This window comes from Fictibacillus sp. NRS-1165 (assembly GCF_050468105.1).
Taxonomy (GTDB): Bacteria; Bacillota; Bacilli; order Bacillales; family Fictibacillaceae; genus Fictibacillus_C; species Fictibacillus_C terrinigri.
Genome location: NZ_JBDPNU010000002.1, coordinates 26,400 through 45,066, shown reverse-complemented (window position 1 = coordinate 45,066; position 18,667 = coordinate 26,400). Strand labels below are relative to the sequence as shown.

Annotated in this window: 28 protein-coding genes and 1 pseudogene; all 29 read left to right on the top strand. The window is 43.7% G+C overall.

The genetic code is table 11. The features are described 5' to 3' along the window. Positions 1-2 precede the first annotated feature (2 nt). Entirely contained in the window at positions 3-767 is a 765-nt protein-coding gene (locus tag ABHN01_RS00690; protein ID WP_429873952.1) for a DnaD domain protein, read from the top strand. Positions 768-831: 64 nt separating this feature from the next. Then, positions 832-999, top strand: a complete 168-nt coding sequence (locus ABHN01_RS00685; RefSeq protein WP_429873951.1) for a hypothetical protein — start codon at positions 832-834, stop codon at positions 997-999. Beyond that, positions 999-1,259 (top strand): hypothetical protein, encoded by a 261-nt coding sequence (locus ABHN01_RS00680; protein WP_429873950.1) that lies wholly within the window; start codon positions 999-1,001, stop codon positions 1,257-1,259. The genes ABHN01_RS00685 and ABHN01_RS00680 overlap by 1 nt, the downstream gene beginning before the upstream one ends. 4 nt (positions 1,260-1,263) lie before the next feature. Continuing rightward, positions 1,264-1,794, top strand: a complete 531-nt coding sequence (locus tag ABHN01_RS00675) for a Holliday junction resolvase RecU (protein ID WP_429873949.1) — start codon at positions 1,264-1,266, stop codon at positions 1,792-1,794. 159 nt (positions 1,795-1,953) lie between these two features. Further along, a complete protein-coding gene (locus tag ABHN01_RS00670) occupies positions 1,954-2,481 on the top strand; it encodes a hypothetical protein (protein ID WP_429873948.1) in 528 nt (175 codons plus the stop codon). Positions 2,482-2,494: 13 nt separating this feature from the next. Beyond that, positions 2,495-2,953 (top strand): sigma-70 family RNA polymerase sigma factor, encoded by a 459-nt coding sequence (locus ABHN01_RS00665; RefSeq protein WP_429873947.1) that lies wholly within the window; start codon positions 2,495-2,497, stop codon positions 2,951-2,953. A gap of 186 nt (positions 2,954-3,139) precedes the next feature. After that, positions 3,140-3,463, top strand: a complete 324-nt coding sequence (locus ABHN01_RS00660; protein WP_429873946.1) for a thermonuclease family protein — start codon at positions 3,140-3,142, stop codon at positions 3,461-3,463. 16 nt (positions 3,464-3,479) lie between these two features. Next, the gene (locus ABHN01_RS00655; protein ID WP_429873945.1) at positions 3,480-4,115 is read left to right on the top strand and encodes a ParB N-terminal domain-containing protein; all 636 of its coding nucleotides are present in this window, start codon (positions 3,480-3,482) and stop codon (positions 4,113-4,115) included. Next, entirely contained in the window at positions 4,112-4,852 is a 741-nt protein-coding gene (locus tag ABHN01_RS00650; RefSeq protein ID WP_429873944.1) for a hypothetical protein, read from the top strand. Before ABHN01_RS00655 ends, ABHN01_RS00650 begins: the two co-directional genes overlap by 4 nt. A gap of 18 nt (positions 4,853-4,870) precedes the next feature. Beyond that, positions 4,871-5,662, top strand: coding sequence for a sugar phosphate nucleotidyltransferase (locus ABHN01_RS00645; RefSeq protein ID WP_429873943.1), 792 nt, complete (start codon positions 4,871-4,873; stop codon positions 5,660-5,662). Beyond that, positions 5,631-6,110: a transposase gene (locus ABHN01_RS00640; protein ID WP_429873942.1), complete on the top strand. Its 480-nt coding sequence runs from the start codon at positions 5,631-5,633 to the stop codon at positions 6,108-6,110. Before ABHN01_RS00645 ends, ABHN01_RS00640 begins: the two co-directional genes overlap by 32 nt. Before the next feature lie 130 nt (positions 6,111-6,240). Then, positions 6,241-6,822 (top strand): annotated as a pseudogene (locus ABHN01_RS00635) (phage terminase large subunit); the annotation flags it as partial. 12 nt (positions 6,823-6,834) lie between these two features. Next, positions 6,835-7,386: a phage terminase large subunit gene (gene terL, locus ABHN01_RS00630; RefSeq protein ID WP_429874005.1), complete on the top strand. Its 552-nt coding sequence runs from the start codon at positions 6,835-6,837 to the stop codon at positions 7,384-7,386. A 61-nt stretch (positions 7,387-7,447) separates the two neighbouring features. Then, a complete protein-coding gene (locus ABHN01_RS00625; RefSeq protein ID WP_429874004.1) occupies positions 7,448-8,425 on the top strand; it encodes a S8 family peptidase in 978 nt (325 codons plus the stop codon). A gap of 117 nt (positions 8,426-8,542) precedes the next feature. Then, positions 8,543-10,864, top strand: a complete 2,322-nt coding sequence (locus ABHN01_RS00620) for a phage minor head protein (RefSeq protein ID WP_429873941.1) — start codon at positions 8,543-8,545, stop codon at positions 10,862-10,864. 343 nt (positions 10,865-11,207) lie between these two features. Further along, positions 11,208-11,381 carry a hypothetical protein gene (locus ABHN01_RS00615; protein WP_429873940.1) on the top strand — a complete coding sequence of 58 codons (174 nt, stop codon included), beginning with the start codon at positions 11,208-11,210 and terminating at the stop codon, positions 11,379-11,381. Then, a complete protein-coding gene (locus ABHN01_RS00610; protein WP_429873939.1) occupies positions 11,378-11,581 on the top strand; it encodes a hypothetical protein in 204 nt (67 codons plus the stop codon). Before ABHN01_RS00615 ends, ABHN01_RS00610 begins: the two co-directional genes overlap by 4 nt. Beyond that, positions 11,578-12,846, top strand: a complete 1,269-nt coding sequence (locus ABHN01_RS00605) for a hypothetical protein (protein WP_429873938.1) — start codon at positions 11,578-11,580, stop codon at positions 12,844-12,846. Before ABHN01_RS00610 ends, ABHN01_RS00605 begins: the two co-directional genes overlap by 4 nt. After that, positions 12,846-13,241 (top strand): hypothetical protein, encoded by a 396-nt coding sequence (locus ABHN01_RS00600; protein ID WP_429873937.1) that lies wholly within the window; start codon positions 12,846-12,848, stop codon positions 13,239-13,241. Before ABHN01_RS00605 ends, ABHN01_RS00600 begins: the two co-directional genes overlap by 1 nt. 14 nt (positions 13,242-13,255) lie before the next feature. Continuing rightward, entirely contained in the window at positions 13,256-14,305 is a 1,050-nt protein-coding gene (locus tag ABHN01_RS00595) for a hypothetical protein (RefSeq protein ID WP_429873936.1), read from the top strand. 104 nt (positions 14,306-14,409) lie between these two features. Continuing rightward, positions 14,410-14,793, top strand: a complete 384-nt coding sequence (locus ABHN01_RS00590) for a hypothetical protein (RefSeq protein ID WP_429873935.1) — start codon at positions 14,410-14,412, stop codon at positions 14,791-14,793. 31 nt (positions 14,794-14,824) lie between these two features. After that, positions 14,825-15,223, top strand: coding sequence for a hypothetical protein (locus ABHN01_RS00585; protein WP_429873934.1), 399 nt, complete (start codon positions 14,825-14,827; stop codon positions 15,221-15,223). After that, positions 15,220-15,582 carry a hypothetical protein gene (locus ABHN01_RS00580; RefSeq protein ID WP_429873933.1) on the top strand — a complete coding sequence of 121 codons (363 nt, stop codon included), beginning with the start codon at positions 15,220-15,222 and terminating at the stop codon, positions 15,580-15,582. The genes ABHN01_RS00585 and ABHN01_RS00580 overlap by 4 nt, the downstream gene beginning before the upstream one ends. 4 nt (positions 15,583-15,586) lie before the next feature. Next, positions 15,587-16,033: a hypothetical protein gene (locus ABHN01_RS00575; RefSeq protein ID WP_429873932.1), complete on the top strand. Its 447-nt coding sequence runs from the start codon at positions 15,587-15,589 to the stop codon at positions 16,031-16,033. 162 nt (positions 16,034-16,195) lie between these two features. Continuing rightward, complete coding sequence (locus ABHN01_RS00570) at positions 16,196-16,552, top strand: hypothetical protein (protein WP_429873931.1); 357 nt, start codon at positions 16,196-16,198, stop codon at positions 16,550-16,552. A gap of 128 nt (positions 16,553-16,680) precedes the next feature. Then, entirely contained in the window at positions 16,681-16,893 is a 213-nt protein-coding gene (locus ABHN01_RS00565) for a hypothetical protein (protein ID WP_429873930.1), read from the top strand. Then, complete coding sequence (locus ABHN01_RS00560; protein ID WP_429873929.1) at positions 16,893-17,699, top strand: hypothetical protein; 807 nt, start codon at positions 16,893-16,895, stop codon at positions 17,697-17,699. Before ABHN01_RS00565 ends, ABHN01_RS00560 begins: the two co-directional genes overlap by 1 nt. Before the next feature lie 101 nt (positions 17,700-17,800). Beyond that, positions 17,801-18,325 carry a hypothetical protein gene (locus ABHN01_RS00555; protein WP_429873928.1) on the top strand — a complete coding sequence of 175 codons (525 nt, stop codon included), beginning with the start codon at positions 17,801-17,803 and terminating at the stop codon, positions 18,323-18,325. An 8-nt stretch (positions 18,326-18,333) separates the two neighbouring features. Further along, the gene (locus tag ABHN01_RS00550) at positions 18,334-18,636 is read left to right on the top strand and encodes a hypothetical protein (protein WP_429873927.1); all 303 of its coding nucleotides are present in this window, start codon (positions 18,334-18,336) and stop codon (positions 18,634-18,636) included. Positions 18,637-18,667: the final 31 nt, after the last annotated feature.

Sequence of the window (18,667 nt, the reverse complement as noted above, 5' to 3'; positions counted from 1 at the left end):
GGATGTTAAAAAGACAAGTTCCGTTCGTTATGGTCGATATCGCGGTCATTGACGATGAAGAACATTTAGATATTTACGACAAAATGGTTTTCATGATTATCAATCGTTATGCAGGAAATGAAGATGGGAAAGCGTGGCCTTCGCGTCCGACGATCGCAAAAAAGGCGAGATGTTCCGTCGATCGGGTGGACAAGTCTATTAAAAATCTGATGAGGTTGGGTCTGGTGCGAAAGGAACCCCGGAAAAAAGAGAACGGATCAAATCATTCCAATGTTTACGAGATTCCTCCGATGATCTCGTCCATCCCGGTCTCGGGGTTTGTTCCAGAACAGGTTGCAGCTGCACCTAAAGAAGAAGAAAAGAAAATCTCGATCTATGAAGTGTTTTATCAAACATTCGGAAAAGTGGAGACACCGATCCAGACTCAATCAATGATGCAATTTCAGCAAGAAGGGTTATCCGATGATCTCATTATTTATGGGTTAGAACAAACGGGATTAGCGGGCGCGAATTTCAGGTATGCGGAAAAGATTTTTCATTCATGGGTGAAGGATGGGATCAGGACGATCGAACAAGCGAAAGCGGCAGAACAGAAGTACCAGGAATTAAAGAAGCGTCCGAATCGAAATCAAGTTCCATCTAAGCCGATGCCTGAATGGTTAAAGGAAGAAGAGAAAAAAGATGATCCAAAATTGAATGATTTTGATCAAACAGCAGAAGAAGAAGCGAATCAAAAATGGTTACAGGAGTTATTAAAACAGGGTTAAGGCGGGGGAGTTTCATCCTTTGCCTTTCTTCTATAGCTACAAAAATTTGAAAGGATGATGATCGATGCAAAGACAGATTAAAAGGTTCATAAGTGATCTGGAGGATAAGCGTGAACTGCTTGAAAAAAACGTTTTTAATTTGGGTGATTTCCATCCTAAAGAAATGCCTTTAGCTATCTATGATTATGTAATTTTAAATCTCAAAAACATGATTGAAAGGGATGAGAAATGATGTCAGGTCATGGAGATGTGATCACTTATCAACTCTCTCCAGAAGAATTAGAAGAGGTTATAAAAAAGTACGGAAAGCCAAAGTGTAGATTGAATAAGCGGAATCATCTAACTCATGATGTGAACGAATTGGATCGGTTTCGATATAAAGATTTGATTTTCCGAGGATATGATGATAAATCGGTCTGCCGTATTCATGGGATCGATAAAGATTTTCTTTGGGAGTTAAAGAAACAATGGGGCATCGTCAAAAAGGGGTGATTTAATGGCGAGAACGTCAGGTGATTTTCTCGAAAAACGACTTATTAATGCATGTGAACAATACAGGATCGCGGGAAAGGCGGTCATTTCAAAAGTACCGACACCGTTCAAAGTCTTTACGGATCATCAGAGAAAACATTCTCATATCCGTACCGGTGTTTTCGAAAAAAAATCAACGGTTGATTTTGAAGGGACATCGCAAGGGCGATCGATTGCATTTGAAGCGAAAAGCACGATTGAACATACGCGTTTTCCATTAAAGAACATTGAGGAACATCAAATCTATTATTTGCGGGATACCCAAGATCAGGGCGGTGTCTGTTTCTTTTTAATCGAATTCGCGAAAACAGGTGAAGTGTTTTATATCACGTTCGATCAGGTCTATGAATGGTGGCAGGGATTTATCAGGGATGGGAAAAAGTCGATCCCGAAAAAATGGTTCGATATGAATTGTCCGAAAGTAAGCCACAGTCGGTTCATGCAGCTTGATTTTTTGAAATGTGTTTTTCCTGAAATATTTGGACAGACGTCATAGGTTTTGTGTGTCAACGTACCGGAACGTAGTGAGGATAAGAGTTGACGCATGCCTTAATCGTATGTTGACCGATCTTCATTGGTCTGGACGGTTTTCCCATACCAATGGAGACGGCCTAGTGCCGAACGATTAATCTTTTGATCTTAGGAGGTTTTTAAAATGGGTGAGAGGAATCGATTTAGCAGTTTTGAAGATGAAATGATCGTTGAAGGTGTATTAGATGCAGTTAGAAAAGGGATGTTGATTAAGGATCGGTATGAAGAGTTAGCGGCGGCAATGGATCGAAACGCGAAATCCGTACAGAATCGATGGCAACATGTTTTAAAGAAGAGATATTTAAAGGAGTATAAGGGATTAAAAGAACAAAAGAAGCATCGAAACAAAGAACCAATGGTCGTTTCACCTATGGCAGCTGCACCATCGGTCGATTCGCCAAAGGATCAGGAATCTTCTTCGGACATAACGACCGATGATATTATCGCGCATCTTCAACATCTGAAATCCGAAAACATGCAGTTAAAACAAGAATTGCAGGAGTACAAGGAATATTATGATCTTTCCATCGCGATCCATGAACGATCCAGAAAGATGATGAAGTTTCAGGATCAATTAAAAGATCAGAATCAAGCGTCAGTTTCTTTCAGGATGGATCGGAACGGGAACCTGGAGCGAATCGAGAATAATTGATAGGGGGAGAGGCATGGTTACGAAAACAGAAAAAAGGAATTTCAAGATTATCGAGGATCATTTGCGGAATTACAAGTTATACAAAGCCGGAATACATAACTTCAAGAGGAAACTGGATTATATCATGCCGAATATCACAAGTTCTTATGAATTAAGGGAGGGGAGTGTCGGCGTCTTTACCTTTAAATCGGATACTGAAAAATATGCAATCGATCGAATCGAATCAAAACGGGCGTTGGATATCGTGGAGGAAATGAAGAGGTATCAGTTAATCATCGATAGTATCGATAAAACGCTTCGGGATTTAAAAAAAGAGGAACGCGATTTCGTGATCGCCAGATATATTGAGGATCAATCAATGGAGAAGGTATCTCAGCAAATGAACGTGTCTCTCAGTTCAGCATATGAATTCAAAAATGAGGTCAGGAAGCGACTTCTCATCGGTTGCAAAGACCTTGTATTAATTCCGTAATTTATCTGGAAAATCACAATAAAAACCCGAGAGAAATTTTAATCTGACGGGTGATAATATGAAATCATAGTCTTACCCCCAGTAAGATTATTCGTCTCTTGGTTGTTGCAAAGTCTAAGCCACTTTGCGTCCTCCATCCGGCCCTGCCTTAACGGCGGGGTTTTTTGTTTGAAAGGGAGTGAAAACATGTATACCTATAAAGCGAATGTAATCCGGGTGATCGATGGGGATACCCTAGTCGCTAATGTGGATTTAGGATTCTATATCCATTTAAAAGAATTGAAATTCAGGTTGATTGGTATCAATGCTCCCGAAATACATGGAGTGACGCGTGAAAGTGGATATCAGACAAAAACGAGATTGGAAGAATTGGTATTAAATAAAGAGGTAATCATCAAAACAGCCAAGACAGATGCGTTCGGGCGTTGGCTTGCGGATTTATGGGTCGATGGTGTGAACGTGAATGCGTTGTTAGTTGTCGAGGGGTTGGCAGTTCAGTTCATGCAATAGGAGGAACGGGGGACAAATGGAAAACAAGATCATCGGTATGAAGAAAATGAATATTCATGATCTGCAACCGGCTTTATATAATCCTCGTAAAAGTTTAAAGCCACATGACGAGGAATATCAGCGGATCAGGAAATCGATTTTAGATTTTGGATATATCAGTCCGATCACATTTAACCAACGAACGTCGAACATCGTCGGAGGACATCAAAGATGGACCGTACTTAAAGATTTAGGGTATGAAGAGTTGGATGTATTCGTGGTCGATTTCGACGAAGAAAAAGAAATGACGGCGAATGCAGCTTTAAACAAGGCTCAGGGTGATTGGGATAAAAACAAGTTAGCAGATTATTTCTTATATCTCGATGAAAAGAATTACGATGTCGAAATGACGGGTTTCGGTTATGACGAGATCGAAAAGTTATTGCATGATTCGGATGAATTGATTCAGCAGCCGGAGGTCGAATTCTCAGAAGAGTTAATGGAGGAACATAATTACATCGTCCTTTATTTTGATAATTCGATGGATTGGCAGGTCGCGAAAGAGAAATTCGGTGTTAAACCAAAAGCGGGTTTAGACAGTAAAGAAGGATATGAAAGGAAAGGGACAGGACGGGTCTTTAATGGTTCTGAATTCCTTGATCGAATCCAATGAAATATCAAGTTTTCATCATTTCTTATAAGCGGGCAGGAGCAGTCACAAGCGACCGAGTGTTTCGAAATGCAAAGATCGTCATTCCCGAAAGTCAGTATGAAGAATATAAGAAGCACCATTATTATAACGGGTGCGAGTTGTTGCCGATTCCTGATTGGGGAGACGGGAACATCGTTAAAAAGCGGAATTACATCATGGATCATTTCTCCGACATGTGCGATGGAAACATGGTTATCGTCGATGATGATTATGACGAGATCGGATATATCGAAGGGCGGAAGTTATACGGATTAGACCTAGACGGAGTGGATCGCCTTCTGGAGAATGGTTTTCAGATGTGCCGGGATTTAGGAACGGTTATGTGGGGATTGAACGTCACCCATGATAAACAGTTCTATCGGGAGTATTCACCGTTCTCGATGCTTTCCGTTTGTTTAGGCCCATTCCAAGCGTTCTGTAATAATCCATTGAGATATGATGAACGGGTTTATCTGAAAGAGGATTATGATATGAGTCTCCAGGTCTTGCAAAAGTATCATAAGATTCTCAGATTCAATAAGTATTATTACAAGGTCAATCATTTTAACAAAGCGGGCGGCGTTGTTTCATACCGGACGAAACAAAAAGAGATCGAGCAATTGGAGATCATGCAAAAGAAATGGGGGAACAAGGTCGTTAAATATAACATCAAAAAGGATGTTGATCCGATCGTTAAGGTTCCATTAAAGGGGATTTAAAGAAAAGGGGTAATCATCATGAGGGTTGTAAGTCTGATTCTTGCCAGTGGTAAGGGATCGAGACTATATCCATTAAGTACAGAGGATAAACCGAAGCAGTTTTTAAGGTTGTATAACGATCGAACAATGATTGAAAACACGATGTTTCGGTTCCTTCCTTATGTGGATGAGGTTTATGGGGTTACATTGGAGCGTTATCGAAAATGGATTCAGAGCAGAATACCGAGGATGTTTTATGAGCCGGATCGTAAAGAATCGGCTTTTTCTGTTTTATATGGATTACGAGAGATAAAGGAGATCGAGAATGATTGTATTGTGATCCAGACACCATCGGATCATTATATCGATGTCGATCCTTCTTTCTTTTTAGCATTAAAAGAATCGATCGTTCATGCAAGGAAAGGCAAGATCGTGGCAATCGGGGTAAAACCTTCTTCTCCTGATCCGAATTATGGATACATGAAAAAGAGGCAGAATCATCTCTTTCATGATTTCATTGAAAAACCAAAGCAAGGTTTGGCAAAGATTTTGATTGATGAAGGATTCCTTTGGAATACGGCGATCTATGTTTATCGATTATCGGACATGATGAAAGAGTTCCATCGGTTTGAACCTGAAATGATGTCTGCTGCGGATCGTGATCTTTATCAAATGGACGCGCGGCAGTTCGAAGAGAGCATTATTAAAAGAACCCATCGATTGAAGATCGTCGAGGGTTTTTTTGATTGGGATGATATCGGTACTCATCAAAGGTTACAACGGAAACGGGGTGAGATAAATGGCAGGACGAAAGATGAAATTAACGCCTGAATTAATCGAAGAAGCGGCGCAATTGATCCGGGCAGGAAATTATAATGAGACGGTTTGCAGGTACTTGGGCATTGATCCGAGTACCTTTTATCGTTGGTTAAGAGAAGGAGAGCAGGAAGAATCCGGTTTAAAAAACCAATTTTACCATGCTATAAAAAGGGCGGAAGCACACGCCGAAATCCGAAATGTTCAGATCATCCAGAGAGCGGCGGCAGAAGCGGAAAACGATCCGAGGTTGTGGACGGCGGCGATGGCCTTTCTGGAGAGGAAACATCCTGATCGATGGGGTCGTCGTGAAAAAGTGTCGGCAGATGTTGAACATAAAGGGCAGGTGACGAACAGACATGAATACGACATCACCACTCGAATCGAACAATATGAGGACGTCTATTCCAAACTCGCAGACCGCGGCAAGGTTGAAAGCAGTTATGAGGGCGACCATTCTTGAAAATCCTTATATTCCGCATGATCCAACACCTAAACAAGCAGAATTCTTATTACTTCAAGCGCGTGAGTCATTGTATGGCGGCGCGGCAGGAGGCGGATAGCCGGGTCTACCCGGCGATGTTGGAAAATCAGATGCATTATTAATGGCGGCGTTGCAGTATGTTGATGTTCCGGGTTATGCGGCGATCTTGTTTCGTCGTACTTATCAGGATTTAGCTTTACCTGGAGCCTTGATGGATCGGGCGCATATGTGGCTAGACGGCACCGATGCACATTGGTCAGATAAAAAGAAAACATGGGTCTTTCCGAGCGGGGCGACGATCTCTTTCGGATACTTACAACATGAGAACGATAAATATCGGTATCAAGGGGCAGAATTTCAAGGGATTTTTTTCGATGAGTTAACTCAATTCGAGGAAAGTCAGTATCGATATCTTTTTTCTCGTTTAAGGAGATTAAAAGGATCAAAGGTTCCAATCAGGATTCGATCTGCAAGCAATCCGGGCGGGTTGGGACATGATTGGGTTCTTCAAAGAATGATCCGAGAAGGTCAAAGCAAAGGACGGATATTTGTTCCGGCGACATTGAGAGATAATCCCCATCTGGACGAAGAGGATTATTTGCAGTCATTAGCGGAACTCGATCCAATCACGCGGCAACAGTTACTAGACGGGGATTGGAACGTCCGTACAGATGGAAAGAAATTTAAGAGGCATTGGTTCAAGATTGTTGATGGTGCTCCATCTCAGGGGAGGGTCGTCAGGTATTGGGATTTAGCAGCCACCGAACCGGCACCCGGAAAAGACCCGGCATATACAGCGGGTGTTAAAGTATTGGAGCAAGACGGGCAGTATTGGATCATGGATGTGGTTCGTACCCAGGCCACACCAAAAAATGTTGAAAATCTCATCCATCAAACAGCGATGATCGACGGAAAGGGCGTCGAGATATGGATGGAGCAGGAGCCGGGATCATCGGGTGTAAATACGATCGATCATTATCGGCGTCAGGTCTTAAAAGGTTTTGCATTCTATGCAGATAAGGTCACAGGGAATAAAGAACTCCGGGCGAATCCTCTCAGTTCAGCGGCTGAGGCAGGAAACGTCTTTTTAATTTCTGGAGATTGGAACGGTGATTTTCTCGATGAGGCGGCAGGATTCCCTTATGGGAAGAAAGATCAGGTCGATGCGGCGAGTGCGGCTTATTCAAAGCTTCATGAAATAAAGGATCAGAGATTCGCGGTTAAACCTACGATTGCAGGGTTTAAAAGGAGATAGGATCATGTGGATTCGGTATTCCAGAGGAAGTTATATCGAAATCCGAGGCAAGGAGGAAGAGATGATAAGAAGAGATGTCCATTTAATTCCGTTTGAAGTACACGCGGTTCAAAATCAGACAAATGAAGTCCCGGAAGGGGTAAAGATGATCGGAGCACCTCATCTTTGGGATCAGGGATACAAAGGAGAGGGGATCGTCGTCGCGGTTCTTGATACCGGTTGTCAAATGGATCACCCCGATTTGATTAGTTCAGTGATCGACGGAAAGAATTTCACAACGGATTATGGCGGCAATACAGGCATGTATGCGGACAATAACGGTCACGGTACCCATGTAGCGGGAACGATAGCAGCCGTCCAAAATGGACAGGGTGTGGTCGGGGTTGCGCCAGCTGCGAAGTTATTGATCTGTAAGGTGCTCAGGGGTGATGGATCAGGAACATTCGATTCCATCATGAAAGGGATCGATTATGCAGTCAAATGGAGAGGCCCAAACGGTGAGAGGGTTCGCGTCATTAGTATGTCGTTAGGTGGTCCCGAGGAAGTTCCGGGGTTGCAGAAGTTGATCCAGAACGCCGTAAGCCAGGGAATTTCGTTCGTTGTAGCGGCAGGGAATGAAGGAGACGACAAAGAGGAAACGTTCGAATATGCGTATCCTGCGGCTTATAACGAGGTGATCGAAGTGGGCGCGGTGGATTATGATTCGATGCTCGCGTATTTCTCGAATAATAATGCGGAGATCGATGTCGTCGCTCCGGGCGTGGATATCGTTTCTACATATCCGGGTTCAAGGTATGCAAGATTATCAGGTACTTCAATGGCAACCCCACATGTATCCGGGGCGATCGCATTGTTAATCCAAAAAGCGGAGAAGGAGTTCGCGAGAGGACTCTCAGAGGCGGAAATTTACGCGCAATTGGTTAAGTGTACAGAAACCCTCGGATTCCGTAAAAGTAGCGAGGGGAACGGTCTGGTGAGGTTCAGGGATGCATCTTTAAGGGAATTGGTCGATTTTATCAAAAAGAATTATTGTTCATAGTTTTGAAGGGAGCGGGACAACGTGATCCGGGAAGATTTGATCACCTGTATCCTGTTTTTCATCCTTATTCTTTTTGTGGTTTTTATGATGTTACGAAAGAGGTAAGGGGGTGATTAATTGGGACTTTTAGATCGATTATTCAAGAAAACAAACAACGATTTAAAAAATATCGTTCATCATCAAGCGTCAGCGGCGATCGGAAGAATCCGGGCATCCAACAGGCAAACACGGTCTATCGATGATTCGAGTTTCTTTCTTTATGAGGGGTTAATCCCGAAAGGCGAATTCAGGACTAAAAACGTCATGAACAATCTGAAATTGATTCGAGATATGAATCCTGATGCCGGGATGGCCGTATGGAATTTCCTCCGTCTCGCCAACAATTCACATGAATTAGAGGCTTTGCAGTCGAATGGAAAGCCTGAAAAATCCAGTACCGATCTTATCAATAAGTTAGCGGGTCGAGTCGGTGAGATTTATGGAGGCGGAACGGATCAGTTAATCAACGTTCTTTTGATCTCTGCCTTAACTTATGGGGCGATTGCGTTAGAAGTGGAATTGAATGAGAGTTTAACAGATGTCGTCGATTTTCACGCGGTTGATCCTACAAAATTGGATTTTCGTCGGGATAAAGAGACCGGGGAATTACAGTTAGTCCAGAAACAGCCGGACGGTACTTACAAGGTGTTGAATCGGGAGACAGTGTTCTATCAACCTTTCGATTCAGACATTGAAGACCCATATGGGCGACCTCCATTCCTTTCGGTATTACAAGTCGTATTCTTTCAGATGGAAGTATTGAGGGATTTACGGCGGGCTGTCCATCATCAGGGGTATGAACGATTTGATATATCGGTTGTGGAAGAGGCGATCATTCAGAACATGCCTGAAGAAGTTAAAAGCGAAGGCCCGGAAGCGATCGCACGATATGTCAGTTCATATGTTGACGACATTCAGTATCAGATGAAGAACCTGGAGCCGGATGATGATTTCTTCCATACGGACAGCGTTCAGATCAATACAGCGGGCGGCACGATGAAAGGTTCTCTCGATGCAAGGGCAGTTATTGAAGTGATTAATCAGCAGATCACAACAGCATTAAAACAGATGCCGATTCTTCTAGGGAGAAACGATACGGTCACAGAAGCACACGGTACGGTGCAATGGCAAATTTATGTCGCGGGTATTGAATCCGTTCAGCGGGTGATTAAGCGGATTATGGAAAAGGCATATAATGTCGCCTTACAAATCTATGGAAAACCCCGTACGGCTAGACTTACATTCAATACGATTCGAGTAAATGATCGATTGAAAGAGGCACAGGCGGAAGAGACGGAAACGCGCGTCAAAATCACTCAGCAACTTCAAGGATGGATTGATAACGACGAAGCGGCGGAGGAAATGGTCGGTCATAAGGCGGTTAATGATCCAGTTGTTCCGTTTAAAGTCAGTACTTCCATGCAGCCGAACGCAGGAATCATGAATCCAGACATCGGATCATCTTCTGAAGAGGATCGGTTATATCCGAGAAAAAAGTTCTATCGGACTCAATCGAGAGCGGATCAGGATGAATTCGTCAGTGAGATGGGCGAGGGTTGGTCGTCGGAATTAGCGCAGATGGCATCAAGCGCGGCCTATGATTATCACGAGTTCTTAAAAGAACAGAGGGATCGTTATATCAAACGATTACGAGAAGCGGGAGAAATACCTTCCCGTGTCGAGGTTGATATCTCGTGTTTGAAAAAGGTCACGCGGGCGGACGATCCGATACCTGATCCATCCGATGATTTCGAGGATTGGGTTCGTACTTACATTCTTTATGATTCAGAAGAATACACAGGGAAACTTGCAGAATTGCAGATGGATTTATTAGAAGAGGCGGTCTATTTAACAGGTTCATCGACATTGATCGATCTTGATATCGATTATGAATTCGATATGAAGGACGAGAATTTGCTCAGATGGCTTTCAGATCGTTCCAGAAGAGACGCGGAATTGATTCAGGGTGTGAGTGATGAAAGAGTCATAATGACGCTTTGGGATGTGGTCTATGATGAGAAGTATTCCATCGATAAAGCGGAAAAGGCATTACGGGAAGAATTCGCATTTTCAAAGAATCGAGCGCGAACCATTGCCCGAACGGAAATTATTTCAGCGGGACGATCCGGGCAATATCACGCGGATGTTCAATCTGGAATGGTGATCGGGAAGATATGGCAATCGACGTTAGATCAGCGGACAAGGAAGGGACATCAAGAAGCGGATCAACAGGTCGTTCGTTTGAACGAACCTTTTTCGGTAGCAAACAAGGAAGGGCAATATGAAATGTTAATGTTCCCTGGAGATACTTCTCTCGGAAGTTCACCGGACAATGTGATCCAGTGTCGATGTTGGTACAAGCGGATTTTAGAAGGTGAAGAGGATTTATTGAAGGGGTGATCTTGTGGTATGTCCTTCATGTTTAAAGCCTTTAATCTGGCAGAGTGATTGGAGCGGAGAGATCGAATTCGAAGATGTGATCGTCTCCCATTGGCATTGTTCAGTATGTAATATCGATGTCGAAAGATATTTCTCAGCGGAGGATTTATAGTCATGGATGGCGGGGCTTATGTCATATTGGCGATCGCGGCGTTCTTGGCATTAATTATCTGTTTGGTGTTCTTGAATGAATAAGTGTGTTAGATGCGAACAGAATATACCGTCCGATGAGGGATGGGCAATTGTGGAACACGAGGGAATGATCCTTTGTGTTTTTTGTTATGAAGAGTTAGGGGTGGAAGAAATGACAGAACCAACACCTTTTAATCGAATGGAACCGAAAGGCCCGGATCGGAAATTGGAATCAGCGATCTTTCAACGTTCAGCCAGAAAGGTATTAAGAAAAGAATTCGGGTTTTCGGATGAACAGATTCATGCATTCATGCAAGCGTTGAAAAGAGAGGTTCATCGGTATTGAGGTCATTCATCGTTCATTATTTTTTAGATGAAAATCCAATGGCAGCCGTTATTTGGTGTGATGAAGAATCGGAAGTTCTTTCAAAGGTTCTTCTCTATCATTTTGAATACGAGGGATTGATTGTCGTGGTCAATATTGAGGAAATCTTGCCGGATATCAATTTCGTACCATTTCACTTGAAAGGGGGTGATATCCATTGAGTGAAAACTTATATTTGCCGGTTCGTCTTGAAACGAATCGAGCGGAAGAGAAAAACAAGGATGAAACATTGGAATTGATTAATCGTCACACGTTAGAACCCTTTCAATCGATTGACGATCTCTATGTATTTAGCGGCGTCTGTTCGAACGATCGACTTGATTCGTACCATACGAAGATGGACCCGATGACCACTCTCCGAAATTATGCGGAGGATTTACAATCAGGAGTCGCGTTGTTATCAGGGCATGATATTTCAAAGAGTCCATATGGTCGAAGTTATGACGGAGAGGTTCTTTCCCTTCAAAGGGATGAGGGAGGAACAGCGGTCAGAGGTCATTGGTATATCATGCGGAACACCATGATTAATGGTGAAAATACGGATGATACGATCCGAGCAATCAAAGCGGGCATAACGAGAGATATGTCCGTCGGATTTGGCGGGAATGATATTTGGTACAGGTGCTCAACTTGTAATCGAAGTTTATGGGATTCAGGATGTAATCATTTCCCTGGTTTAGAAGATGAGAACGATGAACGTACTTTCGCATGGATCGTTGATGCGCATTTAAGAGAAGTGAGTACGGTTTACAAAGGGGCAACCCCGGGAGCGCAAACTATGCCTAGTGCTTATATCGAGAAAGCAAGGATGTATGTGGATCAAGGTGAGTTGTCTCATAAAAAAATACAAAGGTTAGAGAGCGCTTATCAAGTCCGATTGGATGATGGAAAGCGTTCTTTTTATATGCCACCAAAACAAGAAACGAAGGAGGGCAATGTCTCAATGAAAGAGTTACTTGATAACCTACGTCAAGCAATCAGAGAGAACAAGATGGAGAAGGGTCGTATTTACGACATTTTAACAGAAGAGGGCGAACCGTTCCGTCAGCCGGACGACATCTCTCTCAGAAATGAATTAGGTCGTGAGTATACACGTACCGAGGCGATCCGTCAGTTAAAGAAGGAAGCACAGCAGGGACGCCGTTACCTTGCGGACATGATCGACGATGCAGTTTCGGCGCGTGTCAGAGCGCAGGGATCAACGTTTAACGTGGATTCTTATCGTCAGATGCTTCGCGATTCTTCTGATATCGATGTGATTAAAGAAGAGATCGACGCCTATCAACGATTGGCGAAGGAACGTTTTGTTCCGGGTCGTCAAACAGAACCGGAAAAACCAGAACCACGAAATGAAGAACCAGAAGAAGTTCGCGATCCAGTCAAGATCGATTTAAATGAAAATTTCTTTGAGGAAGGTGTTAAGTAATGCCAAGAGTTAACGGCACTTTACCTGATAGCTATGGATTGTCTCTGTCTGTTTATGTTTCAACGGCATCAGAAGCGAATCCTATCGAGCAAGGAGACGTTCTGTCATGGTCAGCTACCGGCAATTATACAGCGGTTCCGGCGGCAGACGGCGCGGAAGTGGATTTAGTTGCAAAACATCCGGTTTCTGATCCTTTAACGCCTCTAGGCGTCTATGTATACGGGTTCAGCCGTGTTGAAAGGTTGACCTATTCAGGAACGGCACCCGGACTTGGAACAAGCGTTGTCGCGAATGGTACAGGCGGCGTACGTGCTGCTACTGCGGGTGTTGATAACGGTTCACGAGTTGTTTATGTGGATACGACTCGATCTTATGTTGAAGTTCTATTGCCGTAAAGGAGGGAAATATAGTGTTGAAAATTAAAAACCGAAATAATCAGAGCATAGAAATTGCAACGGGTTCTGATTTAAAGAACGAAATGGAAAAACGTTATGGAACAGAATCTTTTAAAAGCGCATCATCTTATCATTACAAAAGGTACCTTGCCGATAACGGGTTGGGGATCAAAGAAGTGGTTAGAGCATTAGGATATGACAATATCGGGGCTGTGAACGTCAGGGAACTTTTAGATAATGACGGGACTAAGCCTCTTTTTAATGCCATCGTTGAGGACGGGCTTCGTATGGGTTGGCAGAAGCAGTCTAATTGGCAACAACTCGTCGCCCAGACGGTCAATTCCGATCAGTTGTCTCAACAGTGGTATTACCTGGAGCACGATGATGATTGGTATGAACTTCGAGATGTAGGTCAGGCGGCACCGATTCCGGTCGGTACTATCGCTCTTGGCGAAAATTCCATTCGCATGTCGAAGCGTGGGAGAGGCTTGGAATGGTCGGATGAAAGTCGCCGCGCAAATATCGACATGGTTCGACTCTGGTTGCAACAACTCGGGAAACAGTTGGGGCGTCAGTACGAAAATGTGGCAGTTAGTCGTCTGTTAAATGGGTACTTCTCGGACGGCGTGGACGCGGCACCTACGGTTGGTGTAGAAACAGCGGGAACCCTTACCCTTGGCGATATTTTTTACGCTTCCAAGTATCAGGAGCAGGAATTAGGGTTTACTCCGAATCTTGCAATTATGAACCTGAATACAGCATATACGATCACGAATCTTCGAGATAACGGCGCGTATCTGTATCGTCAGGAAATGCAGAGCGGCAATTTCGCAGATGTGGTCAATTCTGCACCTTTCATTTCAAATCAGGTTCCAGACAATCGAATTATTCTCGTCGATACGAATTTCGCATTGGTTCGTTATGAAGGGAAGCCGTTCGGTGTTGAATCAGAACGTTCAGCAAAAACACAGGTCGAGGGCAGCTACGGTTCAGAGATCAGCGAGTTTGTTCCTTTCGAAAAGAATGCTCGTGTGATCTTGACCATCGATACTGCCCGTCCCTAGTAGGGGTGTAGTCATGACAACATTAGCAAGTTATGAAAGCACCGTACTCCAAGACCATTTATCAAAGTCATTGAATCAAATGTAAATAAAGGAGGTTTAATCGCATGGCAAAGAAAAACGAGGCGAGGTCTCAGGAAGTAGAAGCGAAAGAACAAGAGGCAAAAGCCCAAGAAGAAGCATTGACCCAAGAGAAGCAGTCGGAGGCTCGTTCTAAAGCGGCACAGGAACGAAAAGAAGCGCAGGAGGGGTCTTTCTTCACCCAAGACGTTGAAAACGAAAATGTGAAGTTGTCAGAGTCCGAGAAAGCGGCGTTAGAAGTTGCTCAGGGTGAAGTCGGCGGAGAAGTTAAATACAAATTGAAAGACCCAGAGACGTCATACAGTGATCCAGATTTCACATTGGCAGGAGATCAGGAAAAGCCTCTCCCAGAAGATCCCTCAACGGAATTAATCGCGCGTATTCGATCCGGTTTCATTGTAAAGGCTTAACATGTATCTCACCGTCGAGGATGTCAAGGCGTTGACCACGTTTGAAGAGGTCGCGGCTCTTGATTCTGGAGTGATCCAGAGATTAATCGATCGGGCGGATTCGTGGATCAGGAGGGCGACAGGCCGTGTCTTTACTGAGGATGCGGATGAATATATCCGTCAAGATATACAGGTCGCGTCTTTAATGTTGGTCGAGTATTTATGGTATTGGGATAATCCAGAGATACGAGAGACGACGATGGGGCCTTATGACGGGGAGCGGTTAGGATCATATTCCGTTGGTTATAAAAACCTGAATCAGATGGAGCAAGCGATGCCGGGAGAGGAAACGGGCATCAAGGAGTTAGATCAGATTCTAAAATCTTATCGATACAAACCGAGCATTGGAAACATCTTTCGAGTGTCGGGGCCAAGCAGGGATGAAGTATGAATCCATCATTTAAGCGGTTATTGGTTCATCGGTGTTCTTTAGTCCTTCCGGGTCAGATTAAGGGTGTAGATGATTACGGTCGGGACATCTTCGAAAGTGTCACGATTGGAAATGTACCATGCAAGGCGGATCAAATCAGAGAGTCGGTATCCGTTTCCCAAACGGGTACTGACTTTATTTTAACGAACGTTCTGTTTATTGAGGGATCGGTCGAAGTTCAATTGGATATGAAGATCGTCGATATCTTTGATCGTCAAGGGAAACTCGTGTTACCGGGTTCTTATTCCGTTCGTTCGATGATGCCGATCTATCGGCGGCGTTTTGTCCATCATTATGAGGTTATGCTTCAAAGGGAGTGATTTCATGGCGGGAAGATCGATGAAATACGAATTTCGGGTAGGTAAAACGACAACCGAGTATTTCACAAAAAAGGCACCTGAAAAACTCCGTGAGGCGCGTTCAAGGGCAGTTCAAGCGGCGGGAATGGTTTGGGCGGATGAGACGAAATCGGTCACAAGAGAGGATGGTCATATCGATACGTCCCTTTATGTGAATTCGATCGGGTATGTCACGGATTATCCAGACACGAATAAATCCGGCAAAGGAAAGCGGGTTGCAACGGAGGAAGATGTTGTCTATGAATTGTCTGAATCAGACGATCAATCCCGACTGATTATCGGTTCAAATGTGGAGTATGCGGAGATATTGGAAAAGCGGTATAACCTCATGGCGCGGGGATTGGATCGGGCAGAGGATCGAATGAGAAGAGTTGCAGAAACTCAAATCCATAAAACCCTTTTTGGAAAGTAAGGGTGTGAGATCATGAAGAATGATATTTTTTGGTATTGTCTGTTCTTCTTTTTGAGCGGGGTTCTATCAGGATTTTGTTTGCTTTATTTCTATTTGGTTCATTAAGTTAAGTTGATCACTTTCTATATGTTGTATGTGTATGTAAGTAAAGAGGGGGATTCAATGATCGGGTATAAAGACCCAATACCTCCGGTTCGGAAGTTATTGGATGATTATATGGAACCTCGTATTTATGGAAACACGTTCCCAACAACTACGACTCTACCGGCAGTCCTTGTCAAAAGTGCGGGCGGCGTCAATTTCTCCCGAATTCAGTTGGTCGCTAGAGCGACTAATGATTTAGACGCGATGCAGTTATGTATCCAATGTATGAACCTTCTCCTACAGCGTTTTGACGAGATCAGGGGATTACGGGTGATCTGGATGGAAGCAGAATCAAATCCGATTCCATCGTTTGATGATGATACAGGTCGTCCTGAAGCATGGTGTTATTTAAGAATGGAGAACATCGAGGCATGAAGGATGAGGAAGGATTACAAAAGTTAATATTGATTTTAAATTTCGCGATTGTCGGTTTGCCGATCATCGCGTTTTTTATTGGTCTGTTCGTCGGTTGGATAATCTGGCATTGAAAAGGAGTGTATGAAATGGCTTTAAAAAAAGGCACCGTTCTTTACAATGAAGGCCCAAAAGAATCAAGTAATGGATCACAGATTTTCCGTCTCATGAGAGAAGGGAACAAAGAGAATCTTGATATCGCGATCGGTCAGCAGCTTACAGTCGGAGAAGAGATCACAGCAGAAGAAGGTCAATATCTTCTCAATTCTTCTACTTGGGCGTTTAAGGAGGTTGGCAAGTAATGGCGGATATTTACAAGGTTAATAGTAATAATATCGTCGGCGGCCCCGGTCGTTTGGTTGTAGCGGATTTCGGAATCCCTTATCCAAACACGATCGAAGATGTTATGAATTTGACGGAACCGTACGATCTCAAGCCGGGATGGAGTGATCTCGGAGCAACATCCGACGGGATCGCAACGAGTCGCGGATTCGATGTAGAGGGGTTTGAAGTGGATCAGTTGCCTGGCGAAGTGGATTCAGATATTACGGCATGGACGCATACTCTGGAAACGACACTTGCAGAAAATACATTGGAAAATCGTCAGTTAGCGTTGATTGGTGCACCGATCATCGAGACTCCGTCCGTTCTAGGAACAGCAACCACGACGACGGGAGATGTAGCAGCTGGAGCCACAATCGTTCCAGTGACATCCGTTGCGGGTATTACTCCCGGTTCTTATGTCGATGTGGACGGAGAGACAAGAAAGGTCAGTCGTGTTGAAGGGACATCGATCTATCTTGAGACTTCTCTTGCTGAAGCACATGTAACAGGGGCAACAGTTAGTCCGATTACGACTTTAGGAACTCGCAGGATCGGTTATGGGACACCGAATGAAGTTCCGTTCAAAACCTATGCTCTTATCAGTCAGAAGAAGGACGGGACACTTTATATGGCGGTATTCCGTAAAGCGAAAGTATCCGGGGATGATAAAGAGCAGACATTCGGAAAAGAAAAGCGATTACTTCCTCTTCAATTGGTCGCGTATCCTGATTCTTCTGCACCACAGGAAGAGAATGTCTATTATGAGATCGAGCAGACCACATAAAAGCGAAAGGGTGATCTGTAATGTCGAAAGGTAAAGCAAAAGGCGGAAGAGGTAACAAAGATAAGCGTAAAAAAGGAAATAAGTGATCTGGGGGAGATTTAATGGAAAACAAATTGAAAACTCTTGATTTTGAAAGGAACATCGGACAAGTAACCCTATCGGATGGGGTTACTGTCCTTGATGTTCCAAAATTGAGCATGTTAAAGATCATTAAGATCGTGAAGTTTCTCGGAGTCGATGGATCAAAGTTGTATAACGAATCACGAGAAATCCTGATTGATGAGAATTTAGCGGATTTAGAAAAACTCGCTGTAATTCTGGAGTCATTAAAAGAAGAAACATTGATCCATATCTTCTCGATTCTTTTGGAGTTGGATGATGAACAGACATTGCAGCTTGATATAAATGAAATGTTAGATGTCGCATTGGTGTTTGTGGAAAAAACGAATATTGCAAAGACTTTTACTCAAGTCCGGGACCTCTATCAGAAGATGTTCAAGAAGGAGATGCCGGACTTCAAAACGTTGATGGATCGAATGTTCCCTCCAGTGGAAGAGGAACAGGAAGTACAGCAACAGAAACCGACGATAGTTCAGAGCGGAGAGTCTATAGCTGGGAAGAAATAATCGATTTGATGATCCGTCAAATGGAATTCGTTTCTTCCCATTTTTCGTATGCGGAGGAATACGTTCTCTCCAGAACGCCGGAATGGGTCAATCGTAAATATGAACAAGCCTTGAAAGAGAAGTGGGAAGAATCACAGGCGCGGACATGGGAAGGATTTAAAAGCCTCTCGATTCTCTTGGATATGGTCATGAATAAAGGAAAGAACATCGATTCCATCATGCCTCCATCTTATGAGACGGCAAGGGATCAAGTGCGTCAGCAAGAGTTACCGAAAAAGAAATTCAAAGAGGGAACGTGGTGGAAGGGCTGACTTGTCAGCCTTTTTTTATTTCTCAGATGAA